A 17,140-nucleotide genomic window follows, 5' to 3' on the forward strand; every position below is an offset into this window, starting at 1 on the left:
GTCTGACTTCCCCCTTTGGCTAACGCAGCTTGACGCGGAAGCGGACGGTAAATGATCCGCCCGCCTTGAATGTGGTGATCGGCTTGATACGGATGGCGCGGACATTGGAGTCATAGCCGTCGGCATCCGGGATCGGCGTGTAGGCCCAATTCGCCCCGTTGCTGAATTCGATACCGTCGGTTGTGCTGCCAAGGCCGCTGAACGTGTAGGTCAGGCCGCTGTCGCCCACGCCCAGCACGATCGCGCCGTTGGTGAAGACCACCGGGCCGCTGCCGCTCGTCCCCAGATCGCTGACGCGCAGGATTACATTGGCGGGCAACTGGTCCTCGAACGAGACGCCCCGCACTGTCTTGCCCAGGTTGGCGAGCGGGTTGGCGAGGGTCGCGCTGTAGTCGACCACCGCGCCGGGGATGGCGCGCGGGATCAGGTTGCCCATGGGATCGGACACGACGCTCACCGACTTGGTCGCCGTGATCGGATCGGCCAGGGCGGGTGTGGACAGCGCCGCAAGCAGGAGGAAGGTGAACCGGCGCATCAGCGGCCCTTCCCGAGCAGGCCGGCGATGGCGTTGCGGTCGAATTTCATGCGCATCGTCACATAGGGGCCGCGACGGGTGTAGCGGTCATCCTCGAAATCGCGGTCGCGATAACCCGCGATATTATATCCGGCGCTGATCCAGACATTGGGCGCAGGGGATACGCCGGCCGACGGTCCGCCGCTGAACGCCACCGCACCGCGGCTCCAGGCGTGCTGCGCCGACGCTTGCACGCCGATGTCGAAACGCTTGCCCAGGTCCATCCTCAGGTCGACGCCGGTGACGTCGATATAGCCGGTATAGTCGTCCGCGCCATAGCTGCCGCTGACCCATTTGGCGCCATAATAGACGGTCGCCTCGACATTGTGGCGGCCGCCTTCTGCGCCGGTGCGATAGTTGACGGCAAGGTTGTTAATAAGGCGCAGGGTGCGCTGGCCGATGCCGCTGCCGGCCGGTACGCCCAGCACGTTGCCCCCGCCCACGCCCGCATCCGCGCTTTCCTTGCGCAGTTCCAGCCGCTCCAACAGCGACCAGCGGCTGTCGAGCGGTCGCCAGGCGAGTGCGACCGAGGTCGCCAGGCTCTTCGCCTGCGCGCCGCTGACCTGGCTCAGCGTGGAGTAGCGGACGGTGCCGGCAAGCGTCTTGCCCTCGCCCAGCGCGCGGACGACGTTGCTGGTGATGTTGAAGCGCTTATTCTGGTCGGACTTGCGATATTCGACCCGGCCGTTCCAGGACCAGAGGTCGGCGCGGTAATTGGCGCCCAGCGTCACCGCGGCATAATCGCCGTCATTGCCATAGAGGCTGCCCAGCGCACCGCCGCCAACGCTGCCCGATCCGCTGGTCTGGAACGGCTGGACGACGCCGCCGGCCGGAATCTTGCCGCTGACGGTCGTGCTGGCGTCGAAGGTCGCGTCGATCGTCCAGCGATCGCCGATCGGCAGCGACTGAACCAGACCGTAATTGGCATAGACGCGCCCGCCATTCTCCCCTGACGTCTGGTTGTTGATGGCGGTGGTGACCTTGGCGCCGGTCCAGGGCTGGACGTCGAAGCCGATTTGCGCGGTATGGGTCGTGTAGTCCTCGCCCTGCGCCACTTCATAGCCACCGATCAGGCGGATGCCCGGCTTGACGCGCCAGGCCGCGATCAACTGGTGGCGGGCGGGGAAATCGACGCTGTCGCGGTCGCCGCCCGGCGCGAACTGGGTCTGGCCGGTAAGGGTCAGCTTGCCGCCCATCAATATCTGGATGCCGCCCAGCGTCAGCAGGCGGGAGTCGCGATCCTTGCCGTCGATGCCGTGATCCAGCGCGAACTGCGCGCCGGCGAAGATCGTGCCATGGTCGCGCCGATATTCGATGCGCGATTCGCCAGCGAAGCGGCTGCCGGCACCGATCAGCTGGTCCTGATACCAGGAGGAGGCCGTAAGCGCCCATTTTTCGGCCAGTTGCACCCGGCCGTCGAAGCCGATGCGGCGCGTGCCCGCCTCGACCAGATTCTGCTGGCCGAGGCCAAACGCGTCGTCCTGCTGTCGTGCATAAGCCAGCACATCGGCCTTCTTGCTGTGATGTTCGATTTCCGCCAGCCAGGCGCGGCCGTCGGTCAGGCCGTCGCGGCTGCCGGCCGCCATTTCGGCGCGCAACTGGGTCGTGTCGCTGATTCGCGCACTGACGTCCGCGCCCAGCAGCAAGCCGTCGCCATGGCTGTTGTCCTTGATCGCCGACACGCCGACCTCGGCCTTGCCCTTGGCGAACTTCATCGCGGCGCGGCCGCCTGCGGTCAGCTTCTTGCCCTTGCCGTAGGTTTCATAGTCGACGACGATGAAGACCGGATTGTTGGCGGCGTCGCGGCCCAGCACCGGCTCGCGGAAGCGGATGGTGCCGATGGTCGCGTCGATATCATAGTCGATATGGCGGGTGAGCGGGGTCGAGGACAGGATGCGCTCGGGGCGCAGCCGGTCGCGTGTTTCGATGCTCAGCTTGTCGCTGTTGGGAACGATGTCACGGCCCGACAGGCGATAGGGGCCGGTCAGGCCATTGCCCTGGATTTCGTCGCGGGCGTGCAGGTCGTCGCTGTTGGCGGCGAAGGCGCTGAAGCTGAGGCGATCGTCGGCATAATCCGCCTTCATGCCGTTGAGGGTCCGGCTGTAGCGGGTCAACTGGGTCTGGGTCATGCCGGTTTCGAAATCGCCGAACAGGGCACTGAAATCCTTGCGCTCCAGCCGCAGATAGAGTTTGCGCGCGGTCGCGGCGTCATGGCCCTGGCGGGTGGCGTCGCCATAGACGGTGTAGTAGCGATCCGGGTCGATCTGGCCCAGCAGGCCGCGCGAGCGGTCATATTTGCGGTCGCTGTCATAGGCGATGGTCATCAGCCAGCTGCCCTTGATCCGGCCCTTGGCATAGAGCGCCAACTGCCCGTCGGTGACCAGGCTGTTGCGGCTGGAGGCAGGCAGGGCGGACGAGCGCCGGCGCAGCGTGTCGAAGCCGATCGTACCCGACCCGAAGCCGACCACGGTCCAGTCGCGCGCCACCGCCGTCAGGCGCGCGCGCAGTTCGATGGCGCGCTGTTGCTTGTCGTCGGTCAGGGTCACGGTCGCCCGCAAGGCGCCGGCCTGGGTGGTGGGTTGCAGCGCGAGATAGGCGATGCCTTCGTCGCCGATCACCAGCGCGGTGCCGCTGGCGCGGCGGCTGGCGGGGACGGTGGTGTCGACCGCAATGGCATAGGGCTGGTCGACCGTGACGGGAACGGTCGTGCCGTCGCGCACCGGGCGGCCGCTGCGATCGGTCAGGCGGAAGGCGAGGACCGGGTTGGTCAGGCCGTCGGCGGCGAGCTTGCTGGCGTCCGGCGCGACGATGGCGTTGGCGGCGGCGCCGGCATAATGGACGGTGCCGTGCAGCGTCTGGGCGATGCTGCCGTCCGCATTCATCACGGTGGCTTCCAGCGCGTTGTCACCGGGATCGAGGCCGAGGCCGGACCATTTGGCGATGGCGATGTCGCCGTCCGTATCGGTGGCATCATAGGCCAGCGCATCGACCAGCCCGCCGTTGAGGCGTAACGCGACCTTTTGCCCGGCATGATGTTTGATGACGACGCGGGTGGACGGGGAGCGGGGATTATAGCCCTGCATCGGGAAGAGCAGGGCGATGCCGGCATCCTGCCCGTCGAACCATTCCCGGTCGCCTGCGGCCTGCGCGGCGTCGGGCGCGGCGGGTAGGGCGTCGGCGACGGCGGCAGCGGCGAGGCCGGTCAGGCGCAGCTGGAAATCGACGCGCTGGAGCAGGCCGCCTGCGCTCTCGACGAAGCGCGACGTTGCGCTGCCGCCGTTGCGCGTGTCGGCGTCGCACAGCAGCGGCGCGTGACTGGCGGGCAGGCTGGCGCCGTCGAGCTGGACGACGTGGCGACCGGGCCGTACGGCTTCGAAATGATAGAGGCCGTCCTTGTCGGTGACGACGAAACTGCCATCCTCCATCAGCAGGCGAATGCCGGCAACGCCCTTGCGCCCCTTGGCCGGGGCGTTGCAGTCGCCCTCGGTGACGCGGCCGACGACAGTGAAGCCGTCGGTGAAAAGCAGCGCGCCGATGCGGACGGAGGCGGCCGCCTCGTTACTGGTGGCGCCGGCAGAGCCGGAGGCGAGCACGCGGTTGAGCGCCTCGCCGCGCGGTGCGCCGGGCGCGACGGAGACGATATAGCGCACTTCCAGCGTCTTACCGGCGGGCAAGGCCGGGATGGTGAAGTCCAGCGTTCGGCCGTCTGTCGCGACCAAGGGTTCGTCCGCCCCTCGGGTCGATCCGCGCTCGTAACGCAGGCCGGGCGGCAGGATGTCGGTCAGATGGATGCCGCTGGCGTCGTCGTCCGAGCGGTTGTCTACGCGGACCAGATATTGGACGAAATCGCCGGGCGAGGCTTCGCGGACCGAGGCGGTCTTGGTGAGTAGCAAATGGGTATCGCCTACGCGATCGAGGGGGATGTCGGCGATGAAGGGTTCCGGATCGCTAAGGGCGAAGACGCCGCCGAACGACGCCTCGTTCAGTATGAAGGGATGGTTCATCGGGCCGCGCAGCGCCTCCAGATCGGCGCGACTGCGGGTCGAGGGCGCGACATAATGGGCCGGCGGCGTGACTTGCAGATGATAACGGCCCGGTGCGGTGAGCGGAAAACGGTAGTTGCCCTGGGGAAAATCATAGAGGCGACCGCTGGCGTCGGTGGTGCTGCCCCCGCTGACGACGGTGGAGGGGTAGGCGCTGACGCCGTCGTCGCCGAACACCTTGGCGGGCTGGCCGTTCTCGCCCAGCAGCGTCACCGTCGCGCCATCGACCAGCGCGCCGGTTTCGGAATCGAAGACATAGCCGGTAGGATCGATCAGGATCGAGCTCGTCGATCCGTAGCTATAGGCATCCTCGGTGAAGCTGAGCGTCAATTGCGCGCCGCGATCCAGTGTCGGGTCGCAGGGGGAGGCGGAGCCGTCATTGCCCTGCGGCACGCCGCCGGCGAAGACGCCGGTATCGGGACCTGTCTCCATCATGGGAATGGTGCTGGTCAGATATTGGGTGTGGACGTTGATCCAGGAGGTTTCGCGTAGATTGGGATCATGATTGCCGCCCGGATTGTCCAGCACCAGAATAAGGGGGACATGGGTGTCGATGGATTCGGCCACCGGCGCGCGCGCAAGGTCGGCAGCGTCGATCGGGGCGGGGGTGAAGACGATGGAGGGCGACGTTTCGCATCGCGTGCCTTGCAAGCTGTAACCGACCGGGAGCAGGCGAAAGCTCAACCGGGTCGGGCGCTTGGCGCGGGCTTCGACGTCGAAGGTCACCGTGTTGGAATCGATGCTGACCGGGCCGGTCGGCGCCTGCCAGGTCGCGGTCGCGGTATTGGTGACGCGCGTCTGCCCCTGCGTCGCGACGGGGGTCGCGGCGGCCACGCCGCTCAGGGCGGCAATCAGGTTGGCAAGGGCGCGGACTTTGGCCATAGGGGTCCTGCCGGCGCGCGCGGGTAAAGCGCGCGCCGCCCAGTTATCCTTTGCTTTTCCAGTGATTAGTTGATCGTCACCTTGAAGGCGACGGCCACCGAACCCAGGCCTGCGACGGTGCCGACATTGGCCGTGACGGTGTGCGTACCGCTATTGTAATTGGCGGTGTAGCCGTCGGTTTCGGCTGCGTCGTCGGCATCGTCATCCTCGGTCGTGCCGGCCAGCACGCAGGTACCGCCCGGCAGGCCGACGCTGATCGAACCCGGCACATAGGTCGTGTTCGACGGCACGATGTCGGTCAGCGCCACGCCGTTCGCCCCGGTTAGCGCGGTGCCATTATGGACGAGCAGGCAATATTGCACCGTCGCGCCGGGCAGCGCCTTGGGATTGAGGGTGTTGACGCCATCGGACAGGATGAGGGCCGACTTGGTGACCGTCAGCGCGACATTCTGGGTGCCGATGACATAGGCGGCATAGGCACGGCCCTGGCCGTTGCGGGCGACGTCGCCCAGGTTGAGCGTACCGTCGCTGTCGTCGTCGGCGAACACGATATCGACGACATTGTCGGCATTGCCCAGATTTAGGTCGGTCGCGACGAGCAGGGCGCCCTTCGTTCCCGAAGTGCCGCCGGCGGCAGCGATCACATGCAGCGACACCTGGGCTTCGTGGATGCCCACGGTCGCGGGGATATTGCCGACGATGAACACGGCGACCGAGGCTTCGGGCGCCAGTTCGTCGATATAGGTCTGGGTATCGACATCGACGTCGTACACGCCGTTGTTATTGCTGTCGACATAGACCTTCATGCTCGAGATGTCGAAATCGTCGGTGCCGGTCAGGATGCCGACCGACAGGGTGGTCTGGTCCGGATCGAGCCAGAAATCCTGGATGCCGTTGGTGTGGTTGGTTACCTTGAACTTGGTGACGGCGGCCTGCTGGCTGAGATTGACCTGGGTGGCGCCGGTCTGGTCGGTGATGACTGTGAAGTCCACCTTGCGGTCGACCACGAACTTGGCGGTGTTGGACGTGGTGGTCTGCGACGCGCCGTTGACGGTATAGGTCACGGTTGCGGTGTTGGCGACTTCCGTGCCAGCGGTGGTAGCGGTTGAGGCGGACTGGGCGTGGGCGGTGCCGGTAGCGGCGATTGCGGCGCCGCTCAGCAGCATCAGCCGCAGGGAGCGAGAGATCATCTTGTAGTTTCCTGTGGTTCGAGCAGCGGGGGTCATTTGAGGACGGCCTTGAAGGCGAGCTGGCCCTGTCCTCCGGCAGGCACGGTCGCGATGCGCCAGCGGATGTGGCGGACATCATTGGATGTGGCCGCGCGGCTGCCGCCGCTGGCCGTGGGCAGGCGCAACTGGGCGAGCGCGCCATAGGTCTTGCCGTCGACCGACAGTTCCGGCGCGGCCGATCCGGCCCCGGGCGCGCGATAGGTGATCGCGCCGGGCACGGGGTTGTCGAGGACGATGTCGGACAGCGGCTGCGCGCCGGTGTTGCGATAGGCGAGCACGAAGACGACATGGTCGCCCGGCACGGCACGCGTGGCAGGCGCCAGCGAGGTACTGACCGCGCCGGCCTTGTCCAGCGCGCGCTGTTCGACGAAAATCTTGGAGGCGACCTGCAACGGTCCCTGGGAAGCGGCTGCCGGGGTGACGACGGCCGCGGCGGCGAGAAGAGCGGTGATCAATGTTCGGGCCATGGTTCCAGTCCTTGTTGAGGCACTGGTTCCCTTGGATGATTTCGCGGCTAATGAAGTCTTACCGTTCGGTCCGCAACGATCCGAAGTTCGACCATCGTCTAACGATCGCACGCAATTCGTAGCGGAATATGGATCGGCGCGCGCCGGGCGCGCAAGGCCCTTGCGAGGGAGGATAGTTCGACCCGGCGGGCCTTCAGCGGCATGGAAACAGCGCTTTTACAACAGCGCGACGAGTCAGTCGGCAAGCGCCAGGCTGGCTTTATATGCTTCTGGAACGGGGCTGGTTCAGGCCGCCATGCGATTGCCCGACAGCTTCATCAGCAGCGCGGGAACCTCGCCCGCGGGGATCGGCCGGCTGAACAGATAGCCCTGAATCTGGTTGCAGCCTTCGGATCGCAATATGTCGAGCTGCTCGCTGCTTTCCACGCCCTCGGCCGTCGTCTCGATGCCCAGCGCGTCCGCCAGCGTCGTGATGGCGCGGATGATGGCGGTGGCGCCTTCATTGGCGAGCAGGTCGACGATGAAGCTGCGATCGATCTTGAGCTTGTCGAAGGGAAAGCTGCGCAGATAGCTGAGCGAGGAATAGCCGGTGCCGAAATCGTCGAGTGCCACCCGCACGCCCAGGACTTTGAGGGAGTGCAGCGAGGCAAGCGTCGCCTCCACATTGTCGATGAACAGGCTTTCGGTGATCTCCAGTTCCAGCCGCTGCGGCTCCAGGCCGGACCGCGCCAGCGCCTGGAGCACGATGCTGTTGAGCGTCGAACTGCGGAACTGGACCGGGGACACATTCACCGCGACGCGGATGTCGTCGCCCCATGTGGTGGCGATCCGGCAGGCTTCATGCAGCGCCCATTCGCCGATCGGGATGATCAGACCGGTTTCTTCCGCCAGTGGAATGAAGTCGATCGGCGACACCATGCCGCGCACCGGATGGTTCCAGCGCATCAGCGCCTCGAATGCGGTCACGCGGTTCTGCGACAGGCCGAAGAGCGGCTGGAAATGCAGCTCCAGCTCGCCCTTGCGAAGCGCGTCGTGCAGGTCGACCTCCATCGCGCGTCGCGCCTGCGCTTCGGCATCCATGGCGTTTTCGAAGAATCGGTGGCTGCCCTTGCCGTCATGCTTGGCGCGGTAGAGGGCAAGGTCGGCGTTCTTGAGCAGCGACGTCGCATCCTGCCCGTCCTGCGGCGCCAGTGCGATGCCGACGCTGCCGCCGGTGACGATGCGATGGCCGTTGACGGTGAAGGGACGGGTCAGCGCCTGAACGATCGCGCGGCCGGTCTGGTCGGCGGCGCCATTGCCATCCTGGACGATGATCGCAAATTCGTCGCCGCCCAGCCGGGCGACGAAGCCCTGGGGGCAGGTTTCGGCGAGGCGCGTTGCGACTTCGCACAGCAGCGCGTCGCCGGTCGGATGGCCCAGCGTGTCGTTGACCGACTTGAAATTGTCGAGATCAAGGCAGAACAGCGCGAAATCCACCCCGCCATGGCGGTGCAGCGCCAGCGCGATCTGTTCGCGCAGCAGGGTGCGGTTGGCGAGGCCGGTCAGCGAATCATGAAAGGCCATATGCGCGATCTGGCGCTCGCGCTCCTCGACCGCAGTGACCATGCGGTTGAAACTGCGCGCGAGGCGACCGATCTCATCGCGGGTTTCGACCACCACCTGGGCATGTTCGCCGGCGCTGACTTTGCGCGCGGCGGCTTCCAGCGCGATGATCGGCCGCGCCAGCCGGCGCGAGGCGGCAAAGGCGCCGGCGATCGCCAGCAGCAGGCCGAGCGCGCCGAAGCCGAACAGTGCCCAGAGGATGGGCGCATAGCCCCGCAGCGCGCGGGTCAAGCTATATTCCAGTATCAGTCGTTGCGGCGCGGCCTCCACCAGCGCAGGCACAGGTTGCCCCCAACTGAGAATGCGTTCGCCGCCGCGGTCGATTTCCCGCACCTCGGTGCCCCGCGCCGCAGCGGCGGTGAGCGGCACGAGTTGCGGATGCAGATCGATCGAAGAAAGCTTGGCGAGTTGTTGCAGGTCGACCGGCCCCATGTTGCGCGCGAACACGACCCAGCCCATCAACATCGGCGCGCGCACCGGCGCGGCGGCGACCATATGACTCTGGCCGCGCCAGCGCACGATGCCCCGTTCGCGTCCGGCGTCCAGTGCGTCGAACAATTGCGTCTGCTCCGTGGCCGATAGCCCGTCGGAACCTCCCGCTATCGTGCCATCGATGCCGACGAACATGGCGTCGTCGATCTTGAACCGGCCCTGCAGGCTCTGCAATGCGGAGGCGATCGTCGCCGCGTCGTTGGTGCCGACCGCCGCGCGAAAGCCGAAGTCGCTGGCCAGGACATTGCCGGCCTGCGCCAGTTGATGGAACTGCATTGTGGCGATCCGGTCGAACAGGGCGCTGCCGACTGTCATTTCGCGGCGGATCTGGCTTTCGGCATAGGATTCGATCGCCTTGCGCGTACCGAACAGCGACAGCATCGACACCGCGACGAAAAGCGCTCCATAAAAGAGCGTCATGCGGAAGGTCAGCGTCGACTGGAAGCGCCAGACGGCGCGCCGCCAGAATCGTTTGAGGGCGAGAGCGTGGCTCATTGAGCGTTGCGGAGCGTTAGCGGGACGGTCTTGCTGGCCGCGCCGCTGCCCGGAATGGGGATGTTGACGACGATTTCATTGTCCTTCGCCTTGAGCAACGGATGCCAGATCGTCACTTGCGCTGTGCCGGTCGCCATACCGGCCAGGTGCGCGGTGCCGGCCGCATCGCTCTTGATCGCGAAGGGCGTGTCGACGACCTTGATGAAGCCGCTCATCTGGTCGTGGATGTTGCAACCCAGCGCGACTGCCCCCACCGACGTGAAAGTGTAGCTGCGTGTTTCATCCTGGCCGAACAGCTTGATCTCGAACTTGGCTGGTTTGGAAAAGGAATAGACGTGATGGCGCACCTTGTCCTTGTTGGGAAAGCGCACCGTGGTCCCAACCGGCACCACCAGCACATGCGGGGCGAAGGCGATATTCTGCTGGACCATGGTAGTAGGCCAGGGAAAGCGGATGGGGCCGGGCGGGATGCCGCCCGCTGGACGCACCGTAACGACGGCGTCGGCGACCGGGCGCCCTGCCGCATCCACCAGCTTGAGGTTGAGATCGCCCGCCAGCGCAGGCGCGGCCATGCAGGTCAGGGCGAGAGGGACGAGGCGCAGGCAATACATGATGCCTGCTCCTAATCGCTAAGGTTGAAGAAATGTTTAGTGCGAACCGGACGTATCTTTTGCCATAAAAATCCGCATGGTTGGCCAAAGCGAATATTAACCATGGCGGGCTATCAGCATGGCATGACCCGATATTCCTTCATCGCGCTCGCCGCCCTGGCGGTTGCCCTGCCATCCGGGCAAGCCACGGCCAAACCGCTCCGTAATGGCGGTAAATTGCTGCTGACCAACGGCATCAGCTCGTTGGAGGGCGCGGCTGGCGGTGGCCTGACCCCTTGGGCGGTGATCGCCGGCAATGAGACGGACGAGGGCATCGGCCTGTCCGCCCATGGCACGATCGTTGAGGTCAAGGATTACGACTATCAGAGCGCCGGCGTCGCCATCGGCTTTCGCGACCGGCTGGAACTGAGCTACACCCATCAGGATTTCAACACGAACGAGATCGGCGCCGCGCTGGGACTGGGGAAGGATTATGCCTTTTCGCAGGATATTGTCGGCGCGAAACTGCGCGTGGCGGGCGATCTGGTCTATGATTCGCTGCCGGCGATCGCGGTCGGCGTGCAGTATAAGAAGAACGGGCAGGGCGACGTCGTGCGCGCGATCGGCGCGCGCCATGACGAGGGCGTGGATTATTATGCCACGGTCAGCCGGCTGTTTCTCTCCCGCTCCATTCTGCTGTCGGCGACGGCGCGCCTGACCAAGGCGAACCAGATGGGCCTGCTGGGCTTTGGTGGCGACAAGAATGGCGACTATGGCGTGGAGTTCGAAGGATCGGCTGCTTGGCAATTGTCGCCTGGACTGGCCATTGGCGGCGAGTTTCGCAGCAAGCCCGACAATCTGGGCATCGCGCGGGAGGATGACTGGTTCGACGCCTTCGCCGCGCTGGCGCTCAGCCGCAACCTGACCGCGACGGTCGCCTATACCGATCTGGGTTCGATCGCGACGGTGAAGGGCCAGCGCGGCGTCTTCCTCTCGCTCCAGGCCGCCTTTTAAGGACTATTGAGATGTCGCTGATCCTTTCCCTGCTCCTGCTTCAGGCAGCGCCCTATGCCATGCCCGGCGAGGCGACGGTCGATCCCTATGTCGCCAGCAACGCCAATGCCGGCGCGACGCCCTTCACGGGCGATGCGATGGCCAGAGCCTTTCACGGTCAGGATGGCATCGGCCGGGTCGTCGACCATATGGTCACGCTGGCCTATGCCGACCCGGTCATCGGTGAGATATTCGTCAGCCATGACAAGGTCCGGCTGAAGCGGACTCTGGTCGAACAATTCTGCTACATCCTCAACGCTGGCTGTTCCTATAGCGGCCGCGACATGGCCAATGCGCACAAGGATCTGGGCATGCAGCGCAAGGATATGAACCGCCTGGTCGAACTGCTGCAACAGGCTATGCGCGACGAGAAGATCGATTTTCAGGCGCAGAACCGCTTCCTGTCGAAACTGGCCCCGATGCACCATGATGTGGTAGGACAATAGGGGCGCGGTTCGTCATTCGAACAGAAGCACGGGCTTGATCGCGACGCCGCTTTCGGAGTCGTGGAAGGCGTCGTTGATCGCGTCGAACGGATAGAAACGGATCAGCCGGTCGAATGGGAACCGCCCGGCCTGGTGCCAGGCTATAAGCTGCGGGATGAACCGCTTGGGGTCGGCGTCGCCTTCGACAATGCCCCGGATCGTACGCCCGCCGCTCATCACATGCGAGACGTCGGCCTGAAACAGCGTACCGGGTGCCGCTGCGCCGACAATGCCGCAAGTGCCGCGCACGCCCAGCATCGCGATCCCCTGCTGGATCACCGCGGGCAGGCCGGTGCAGTCGAGCGCATGATCGACGCCGCCCGGCACGGTTTCCAGCACGCGCGCGACGGGATCGTCGGTGCGGCCGTCGATCGTCAGGGTCGCGCCCAGTTCCGCCGCCAGCGCCAGCCGCTCCGGGTTCAAGTCCACGGCGACGATGGTCGTCGCACCCACCGCCTTGGCCGCCATGATCGCGGATAGGCCGACCGACCCCGCGCCCAGCACGACCACGCTCTGCCCCGGACGGACCTGAAGCGCGTTCATCACCGCGCCTGCGCCGGTCAATATGCCGCAGCCCAGCGGGCCGGCGATCCGCAGGTCGAAACCCTCAGGCACGACTACCGTGTTGCGGGCGTGACAGATCGCGTGGGTCGCGAAGGAAGATTGGCCGAAGATGTTGGCGAAGACCGGGCTGCCGTCGCTCGTGGCGAGGGCGGTGCTGCCATCGGGACGGGTGCCGAAGAAATTGCGCGGGAAAAATTCATGGCAATAGCTGCTGTGGTCCGAACAGCAAGTTGGACAGCTTCCACAGCTATTATAGCTCATCACCACAGGATCGCCGGGGCGGATGTCGGTCACGCCATCGCCCACCTGTTCGACGATGCCGGCGCCCTCATGCCCCAGTACGACCGGCAGGGGTACCGGCACGCCCTGCTGCCACATGGTCGCGTCGGTATGGCACACGCCGGTGGCGACCAGCCGCACCAATATTTCGCCCGCGCGGGGTGGTTCGATGGTCAGCGACCGGATGACCATGGGGCGGTTCGATGCTTCAACGACGGCGGCGCGGATGTCCATTTTCGTCCTCTTCCGATTTCTCTCTAATAGATGGGACCGATATCAAATGCTGCATCGATGGCCAAGCGCTTGATGCATCCTCTACGGATTTTCCCAGGTGGCCTCGTAGAACATGGCGATAAAAAGCCAAATATTCTGCTTACTAGCCATATTTTTGCGGGCAGGGTGAATGTCATTCTTTGGCGCCAAGGGGATTGCCTTGCATAAACATATTCGCTAATGTGACCGATATCACGATAAAGCGGATGGCAGATCCGAGAGTGTTGGGAGGATGAAAATATGAATCTTCATTTGGTGTCTCGCTTCAAATACGGGCTTCTGGGCAGTGCGGCGCTGTGCGCCTTGGCCAATGTCGCGTCGGCGCAGGACGCCGCGCCGCCGCCCCAGCCGACGGAGGTCGATGACGCGGCGGCTGCCGACATCGTCGTCACCGGATCGCGCATCGCCCGATCGGGCTTCAACGCGCCGACGCCCGTTACCGTAGTCGGCGGTGAGCGGCTGGAGCAGCGCGCCATCACCAATGTCGGCGACGCGCTCAACGAACTGCCCTCCTTCCGTCCGCTGGTGACGCCGGCGACGCAGCAGGCGGTGGGCGGCAATATCGGCGCGCGCGTACTCGACCTGCGCGGCCTTGGCGCGACCCGGACGCTGGTGCTGCTCGACGGCAAGCGTTTCGTGCCGTCGACCACGCAGGGCACCATCGACGTCAATTTGATCCCCAGTTCGCTGGTGTCGCGCACCGAAGTCGTGACCGGCGGCGCGTCGGCCGCCTATGGCTCGGACGCGGTGGCGGGTGTCGTCAACTTCATCCTCGACCGCAACCTGACCGGCCTCAAAGGATCGATCCAGGCGGGCATATCCGACCGCGGCGATTATGCCGGGCAGAATGCGCAACTCGCCTGGGGCACGAAGTTCGCGGACGAAAAGGGTCATTTCATGATCGCGGGCGAATATGACCGGTCGGACGGAATGGGCGATTGCTACACCCGCGACTGGTGTCCGCGCGAGCAGTTGATCGGCAACAGCCCGGCGGGATCGGGCGGCCTGCCCGCCAGCATCCGCGGCGGCCCGGCCGGCACCGGCACCATCTCGTCCGGCGGACTGATCGTCACCAATTCCGGGCCGTTGCGCGGGCTGGCGTTCAACCCGGATGGCACGACGCACGCTTATGATTTCGGCACCATCTATGGCACCAATCCGTCGCCGCTGTTCACCAAGGGCGGCGAGGAGTCGGTGCGCAACGGTTTTCTGGACGGCATTCTCCTGATCCCGCCGGTCAAGCGTTTCGTCGGCTACAGCCAGGCATCCTATGAATTTTCCGATGCATTGAAGGCCAGTGTCGACCTGTCCTATGCTCGGTCGCAGGGCATGGTGATCGGATCGGTCGCCCGCACGACGCAGACGATCCAGCGCAACAACGCCTATCTGCCCGACGGCGTCGCGGCGATCATGGACGCGAATGCCATCACGGCCTTCACCCTAGGCCGCGCGCTGATGGATCTGGGCGGATCGGTCAACCATAGCGACAACAAGACCTATCGGGCGGTGCTGTCGCTGGAAGGCAAGATCAGCGACAACTGGCGCTGGGACGCCTATTATCAATATGGCCGCAACAAGTTCCGCCAGGATTATAGCGGCAACGTCGTCGGGTCGCGGGTCACCAACGCGGCCAATGCGGTCAATGTGAACGGCCAGGTGGTGTGCGGCATCAATGCCGACGCCAGCAGTGCCAATGACGATCCCAGCTGCGTGCCGATCAACCTGTTCGGCTCCGGCAATATCTCGCCGGAGGCCGCCGCCTATATCGCGCCGTCGGGCTATCAGACCACTGACACGACCGAGCATGTGGTCGCTGCCAACATCAACGGATCGCTGTTCGCGCTGCCGGGTGGCGATTTCTCGATCGCGGCGGGTGGCGAATATCGCAGCGACAAGGCGGTCGGCGCCGCCGACGCCCTGTCCACCGCCAACGCCTTCTGGTCGTTCAACGGCAAGGCGGTCAATGGCAGCATCCGCGTCGCCGAAGCCTATCTGGAGGCGCAGGCACCGATCCTGAAGGACGCGCCTTTCGCCCAGACGCTGGAACTGAACGGCGCGGTCCGCCGCACCCATTATCGCCGCTCCAGCCCTGGCCTGGACACCACGACGGTCAATGCCACCACCTGGAAACTGGGCGGCATCTATGCGCCGATCGAGGAAGTGCGTTTCCGCGTTACCCGGTCGCGCGACATTCGGGCGCCCAACCTGACCGAATTGTTCGGGCCGGTCACGCTGGGCCGCACGACGATCGTCGATCCGCTCAACAACGGCGCGCAGATTCAGGTCAACAGCTTCTCGGGCGCCAACCAGCAATTGTCGCCGGAAAAGGCCGATACCTGGACGGCGGGCGTGGTGCTGGCGCCCAAGGGCTTTTTGCGCAACTTCCGCTTCTCGGTCGACTATTATGACATCGACCTGCAGGGTGCGATTTCGACGCTGGGCGCGCAGGTGGTGGTCGATCGCTGCGCGGGCGGGCAGACGGCACTGTGCAACTTCGTCCAGCGCGATGCGTCGGGCACGCTCACCAGCGTCAGCGACGTGCTGCAGAATGTCAGCCAGGTGCGCAATCGCGGCATCGATTTCGAGGCGACTTATCGCACCGACGTCGGGTCGCTGGGCAGCCTGGACTTCCGCCTGCTGGCGACCCGTTATCTCAAGCTGGAGATTGGCGGCATCGACCGGACGGGCCAGACCGGCTATCGTCCGGGCACTACCACCGGCGTTCCCGACTGGATCGTGGACGGCACGGTCCTATGGGATCTGGGCAGCGTCGCATTGAACCTGCACGGCAAATATATACCCAAGGGCGTGTTCGACACGGCCCTGGTCGGCCCGGAGGATGATGGCTATGCGCCCGGCCTGCCCAACAGCGTCAACAGCAACCGTGTTGCCGGCCGCTTCTATCTCGACCTTGGCGCGACGGTGAAGGTGAACGACCAGTTCGAACTGTTCGGCGTGGTCAACAACCTGCTCGACAAGGACCCGCCGCTCGCCGCCAGCGCGCAGGGGGCCACCAACCAGGTCTATTTCGATCCGATCGGCCGCTACTTCAAGGTCGGCGCGCGCGTCCGCATGTAATTGGTTCAACAAAGGAAACTGGCAAGCACATGGCAAAGAAGACACTGCAACAACTGCTCGAAACCAGCGACAAGTGCATCGTCGCCCCCTGCGTCTATGACTGTGCGTCGGCGCGGGCGGTGGAGATGGTCGGCTTCGAAGCGATGATGCTGTCGGGCGGCGAAGTGTCGATCGCGATGAACGGCGTGATCGACTATGGTTTCAGCAACCTGACCGATGTGGAATGGATCACCAGCCGCATCAGCCAGACATCGCCCATTCCGCTGGCCGCCGATATCGAGGATGGCTTTGGCGGGCCGCTGGCCGTCTATCGCAGCGCCCGGCGCATGGCGATGGCGGGGGCGACCGCGCTCCAGTTGGAGGATGCCGATGACATGGAGGAATCCACCGGCCTGCTGCCGCGCGAACGCTATCTGGAAAAGGTGCGGGCGGCGCTCGCGGCGCTGGAGGGCACCAACTGCTTCCTGATCGCGCGGACCAATGCCGACCCGGAAACGCAGATGGACGAAGGCTGCGAGCGGATGCGGCTGGCGCATGAACTGGGCGCGAAGATGACCACCGTGGTCAAGATCGGCACGCTGGCCCATGCCCAATATGTCTCGTCCAGGGTGCCGGGCTGGAAGATGTTCCCCGACGTGCGCAACATCAACGGCAAGCCCGCGGTGACGGTGGATGACATCTATCCGCTCGGCTTCAACATGATGACGATGCACTATACGCTGAAAGCTGCGATGGACGGGATGCTGGAACATGGCATCAGGAACTTCGCTCAGCAGGGCTGCGACTATACCTGCGAGAAGGTGGACGCGACCGGCATCATGGGCATGAGCGCGACGCCTTTGTTCGACCCGCAAAGCTATATGGAGCTGGAAGGCCGTTTTTCGGGCCGCGCCAAGGAATATACGATTGTGGGCAATCAGGTCGAAGACTTCCCCGAAGGTTTCGTCCGCTCATCGATCGACGATCGCCTCTGAGAAAGGATTAGCTCTCCCCCTGGGAAGCCCGGCCGTCTGCACGCGGCCGGGCTTTTCTTT

At 64.9% G+C, this 17,140-nt stretch carries 11 protein-coding genes; 4 read left to right on the forward strand and 7 right to left on the reverse strand.

Features of this window, described 5'->3' with window-relative positions; translation table 11 throughout:
• Window positions 1–19: 19 nt before the first annotated feature.
• The 6 genes from ABT375_RS14925 to ABT375_RS14950 all read right to left on the reverse strand — a co-directional run bounded on the left by ABT375_RS14925 (window position 20) and on the right by ABT375_RS14950 (window position 10,395).
• Window positions 20–535, reverse strand: coding sequence for a hypothetical protein (locus ABT375_RS14925; RefSeq protein WP_416463116.1), 516 nt, complete (start codon window positions 533–535; stop codon window positions 20–22).
• A complete protein-coding gene (locus ABT375_RS14930; RefSeq protein WP_416463117.1) occupies window positions 535–5,499 on the reverse strand; it encodes a hypothetical protein in 4,965 nt (1,654 codons plus the stop codon). The genes ABT375_RS14925 and ABT375_RS14930 overlap by 1 nt, the downstream gene beginning before the upstream one ends.
• A gap of 65 nt (window positions 5,500–5,564) precedes the next feature.
• Window positions 5,565–6,689: a hypothetical protein gene (locus ABT375_RS14935; protein WP_224547947.1), complete on the reverse strand. Its 1,125-nt coding sequence runs from the start codon at window positions 6,687–6,689 to the stop codon at window positions 5,565–5,567.
• A 32-nt stretch (window positions 6,690–6,721) separates the two neighbouring features.
• Complete coding sequence (locus ABT375_RS14940) at window positions 6,722–7,195, reverse strand: hypothetical protein (RefSeq protein ID WP_416463118.1); 474 nt, start codon at window positions 7,193–7,195, stop codon at window positions 6,722–6,724.
• A gap of 285 nt (window positions 7,196–7,480) precedes the next feature.
• A complete protein-coding gene (locus ABT375_RS14945) occupies window positions 7,481–9,784 on the reverse strand; it encodes a putative bifunctional diguanylate cyclase/phosphodiesterase (protein ID WP_224547951.1) in 2,304 nt (767 codons plus the stop codon).
• The gene (locus ABT375_RS14950) at window positions 9,781–10,395 is read right to left on the reverse strand and encodes a methylamine utilization protein (RefSeq protein ID WP_224547953.1); all 615 of its coding nucleotides are present in this window, start codon (window positions 10,393–10,395) and stop codon (window positions 9,781–9,783) included. Before ABT375_RS14950 ends, ABT375_RS14945 begins: the two co-directional genes overlap by 4 nt.
• A gap of 123 nt (window positions 10,396–10,518) precedes the next feature.
• Between ABT375_RS14950 and ABT375_RS14955 the strand changes: the two genes are divergently transcribed.
• Window positions 10,519–11,388: a DUF3034 family protein gene (locus ABT375_RS14955; RefSeq protein ID WP_224547955.1), complete on the forward strand. Its 870-nt coding sequence runs from the start codon at window positions 10,519–10,521 to the stop codon at window positions 11,386–11,388.
• Between the two features lie 11 nt (window positions 11,389–11,399).
• The gene (locus ABT375_RS14960) at window positions 11,400–11,873 is read left to right on the forward strand and encodes a group I truncated hemoglobin (RefSeq protein ID WP_416463119.1); all 474 of its coding nucleotides are present in this window, start codon (window positions 11,400–11,402) and stop codon (window positions 11,871–11,873) included.
• A 12-nt stretch (window positions 11,874–11,885) separates the two neighbouring features.
• On the opposite strand, the gene ABT375_RS14965 is transcribed toward ABT375_RS14960, so the two are convergent.
• On the reverse strand, window positions 11,886–12,989 hold the full coding sequence (locus tag ABT375_RS14965; RefSeq protein ID WP_416463120.1) for an NAD(P)-dependent alcohol dehydrogenase: 1,104 nt from the start codon (window positions 12,987–12,989) through the stop codon (window positions 11,886–11,888).
• Between the two features lie 279 nt (window positions 12,990–13,268).
• Between ABT375_RS14965 and ABT375_RS14970 the strand changes: the two genes are divergently transcribed.
• Window positions 13,269–16,106 carry a TonB-dependent receptor gene (locus tag ABT375_RS14970; RefSeq protein WP_416463121.1) on the forward strand — a complete coding sequence of 946 codons (2,838 nt, stop codon included), beginning with the start codon at window positions 13,269–13,271 and terminating at the stop codon, window positions 16,104–16,106.
• A 29-nt stretch (window positions 16,107–16,135) separates the two neighbouring features.
• On the forward strand, window positions 16,136–17,080 hold the full coding sequence (locus ABT375_RS14975; protein WP_416463122.1) for an isocitrate lyase/PEP mutase family protein: 945 nt from the start codon (window positions 16,136–16,138) through the stop codon (window positions 17,078–17,080).
• Window positions 17,081–17,140: the final 60 nt, after the last annotated feature.

Source organism: Sphingomonas sp. VDB2 (assembly GCF_047946695.1).
GTDB lineage: Bacteria > Pseudomonadota > Alphaproteobacteria > Sphingomonadales > Sphingomonadaceae > Sphingobium > Sphingobium bisphenolicum.

Coding starts and splice junctions, on each gene's coding strand:
- ABT375_RS14950 (WP_224547953.1), bottom strand. CDS start 10,395: ATGTATTGCCTGCGCCTCGTCCCTCTCGCCCTGACCTGCATGGCCGCG.
- ABT375_RS14945 (WP_224547951.1), bottom strand. CDS start 9,784: ATGAGCCACGCTCTCGCCCTCAAACGATTCTGGCGGCGCGCCGTCTGG.
- ABT375_RS14970 (WP_416463121.1), top strand. CDS start 13,269: ATGAATCTTCATTTGGTGTCTCGCTTCAAATACGGGCTTCTGGGCAGT.
- ABT375_RS14935 (WP_224547947.1), bottom strand. CDS start 6,689: ATGATCTCTCGCTCCCTGCGGCTGATGCTGCTGAGCGGCGCCGCAATC.
- ABT375_RS14975 (WP_416463122.1), top strand. CDS start 16,136: ATGGCAAAGAAGACACTGCAACAACTGCTCGAAACCAGCGACAAGTGC.
- ABT375_RS14960 (WP_416463119.1), top strand. CDS start 11,400: ATGTCGCTGATCCTTTCCCTGCTCCTGCTTCAGGCAGCGCCCTATGCC.
- ABT375_RS14925 (WP_416463116.1), bottom strand. CDS start 535: ATGCGCCGGTTCACCTTCCTCCTGCTTGCGGCGCTGTCCACACCCGCC.
- ABT375_RS14965 (WP_416463120.1), bottom strand. CDS start 12,989: ATGGACATCCGCGCCGCCGTCGTTGAAGCATCGAACCGCCCCATGGTC.
- ABT375_RS14930 (WP_416463117.1), bottom strand. CDS start 5,499: ATGGCCAAAGTCCGCGCCCTTGCCAACCTGATTGCCGCCCTGAGCGGC.
- ABT375_RS14940 (WP_416463118.1), bottom strand. CDS start 7,195: ATGGCCCGAACATTGATCACCGCTCTTCTCGCCGCCGCGGCCGTCGTC.
- ABT375_RS14955 (WP_224547955.1), top strand. CDS start 10,519: ATGACCCGATATTCCTTCATCGCGCTCGCCGCCCTGGCGGTTGCCCTG.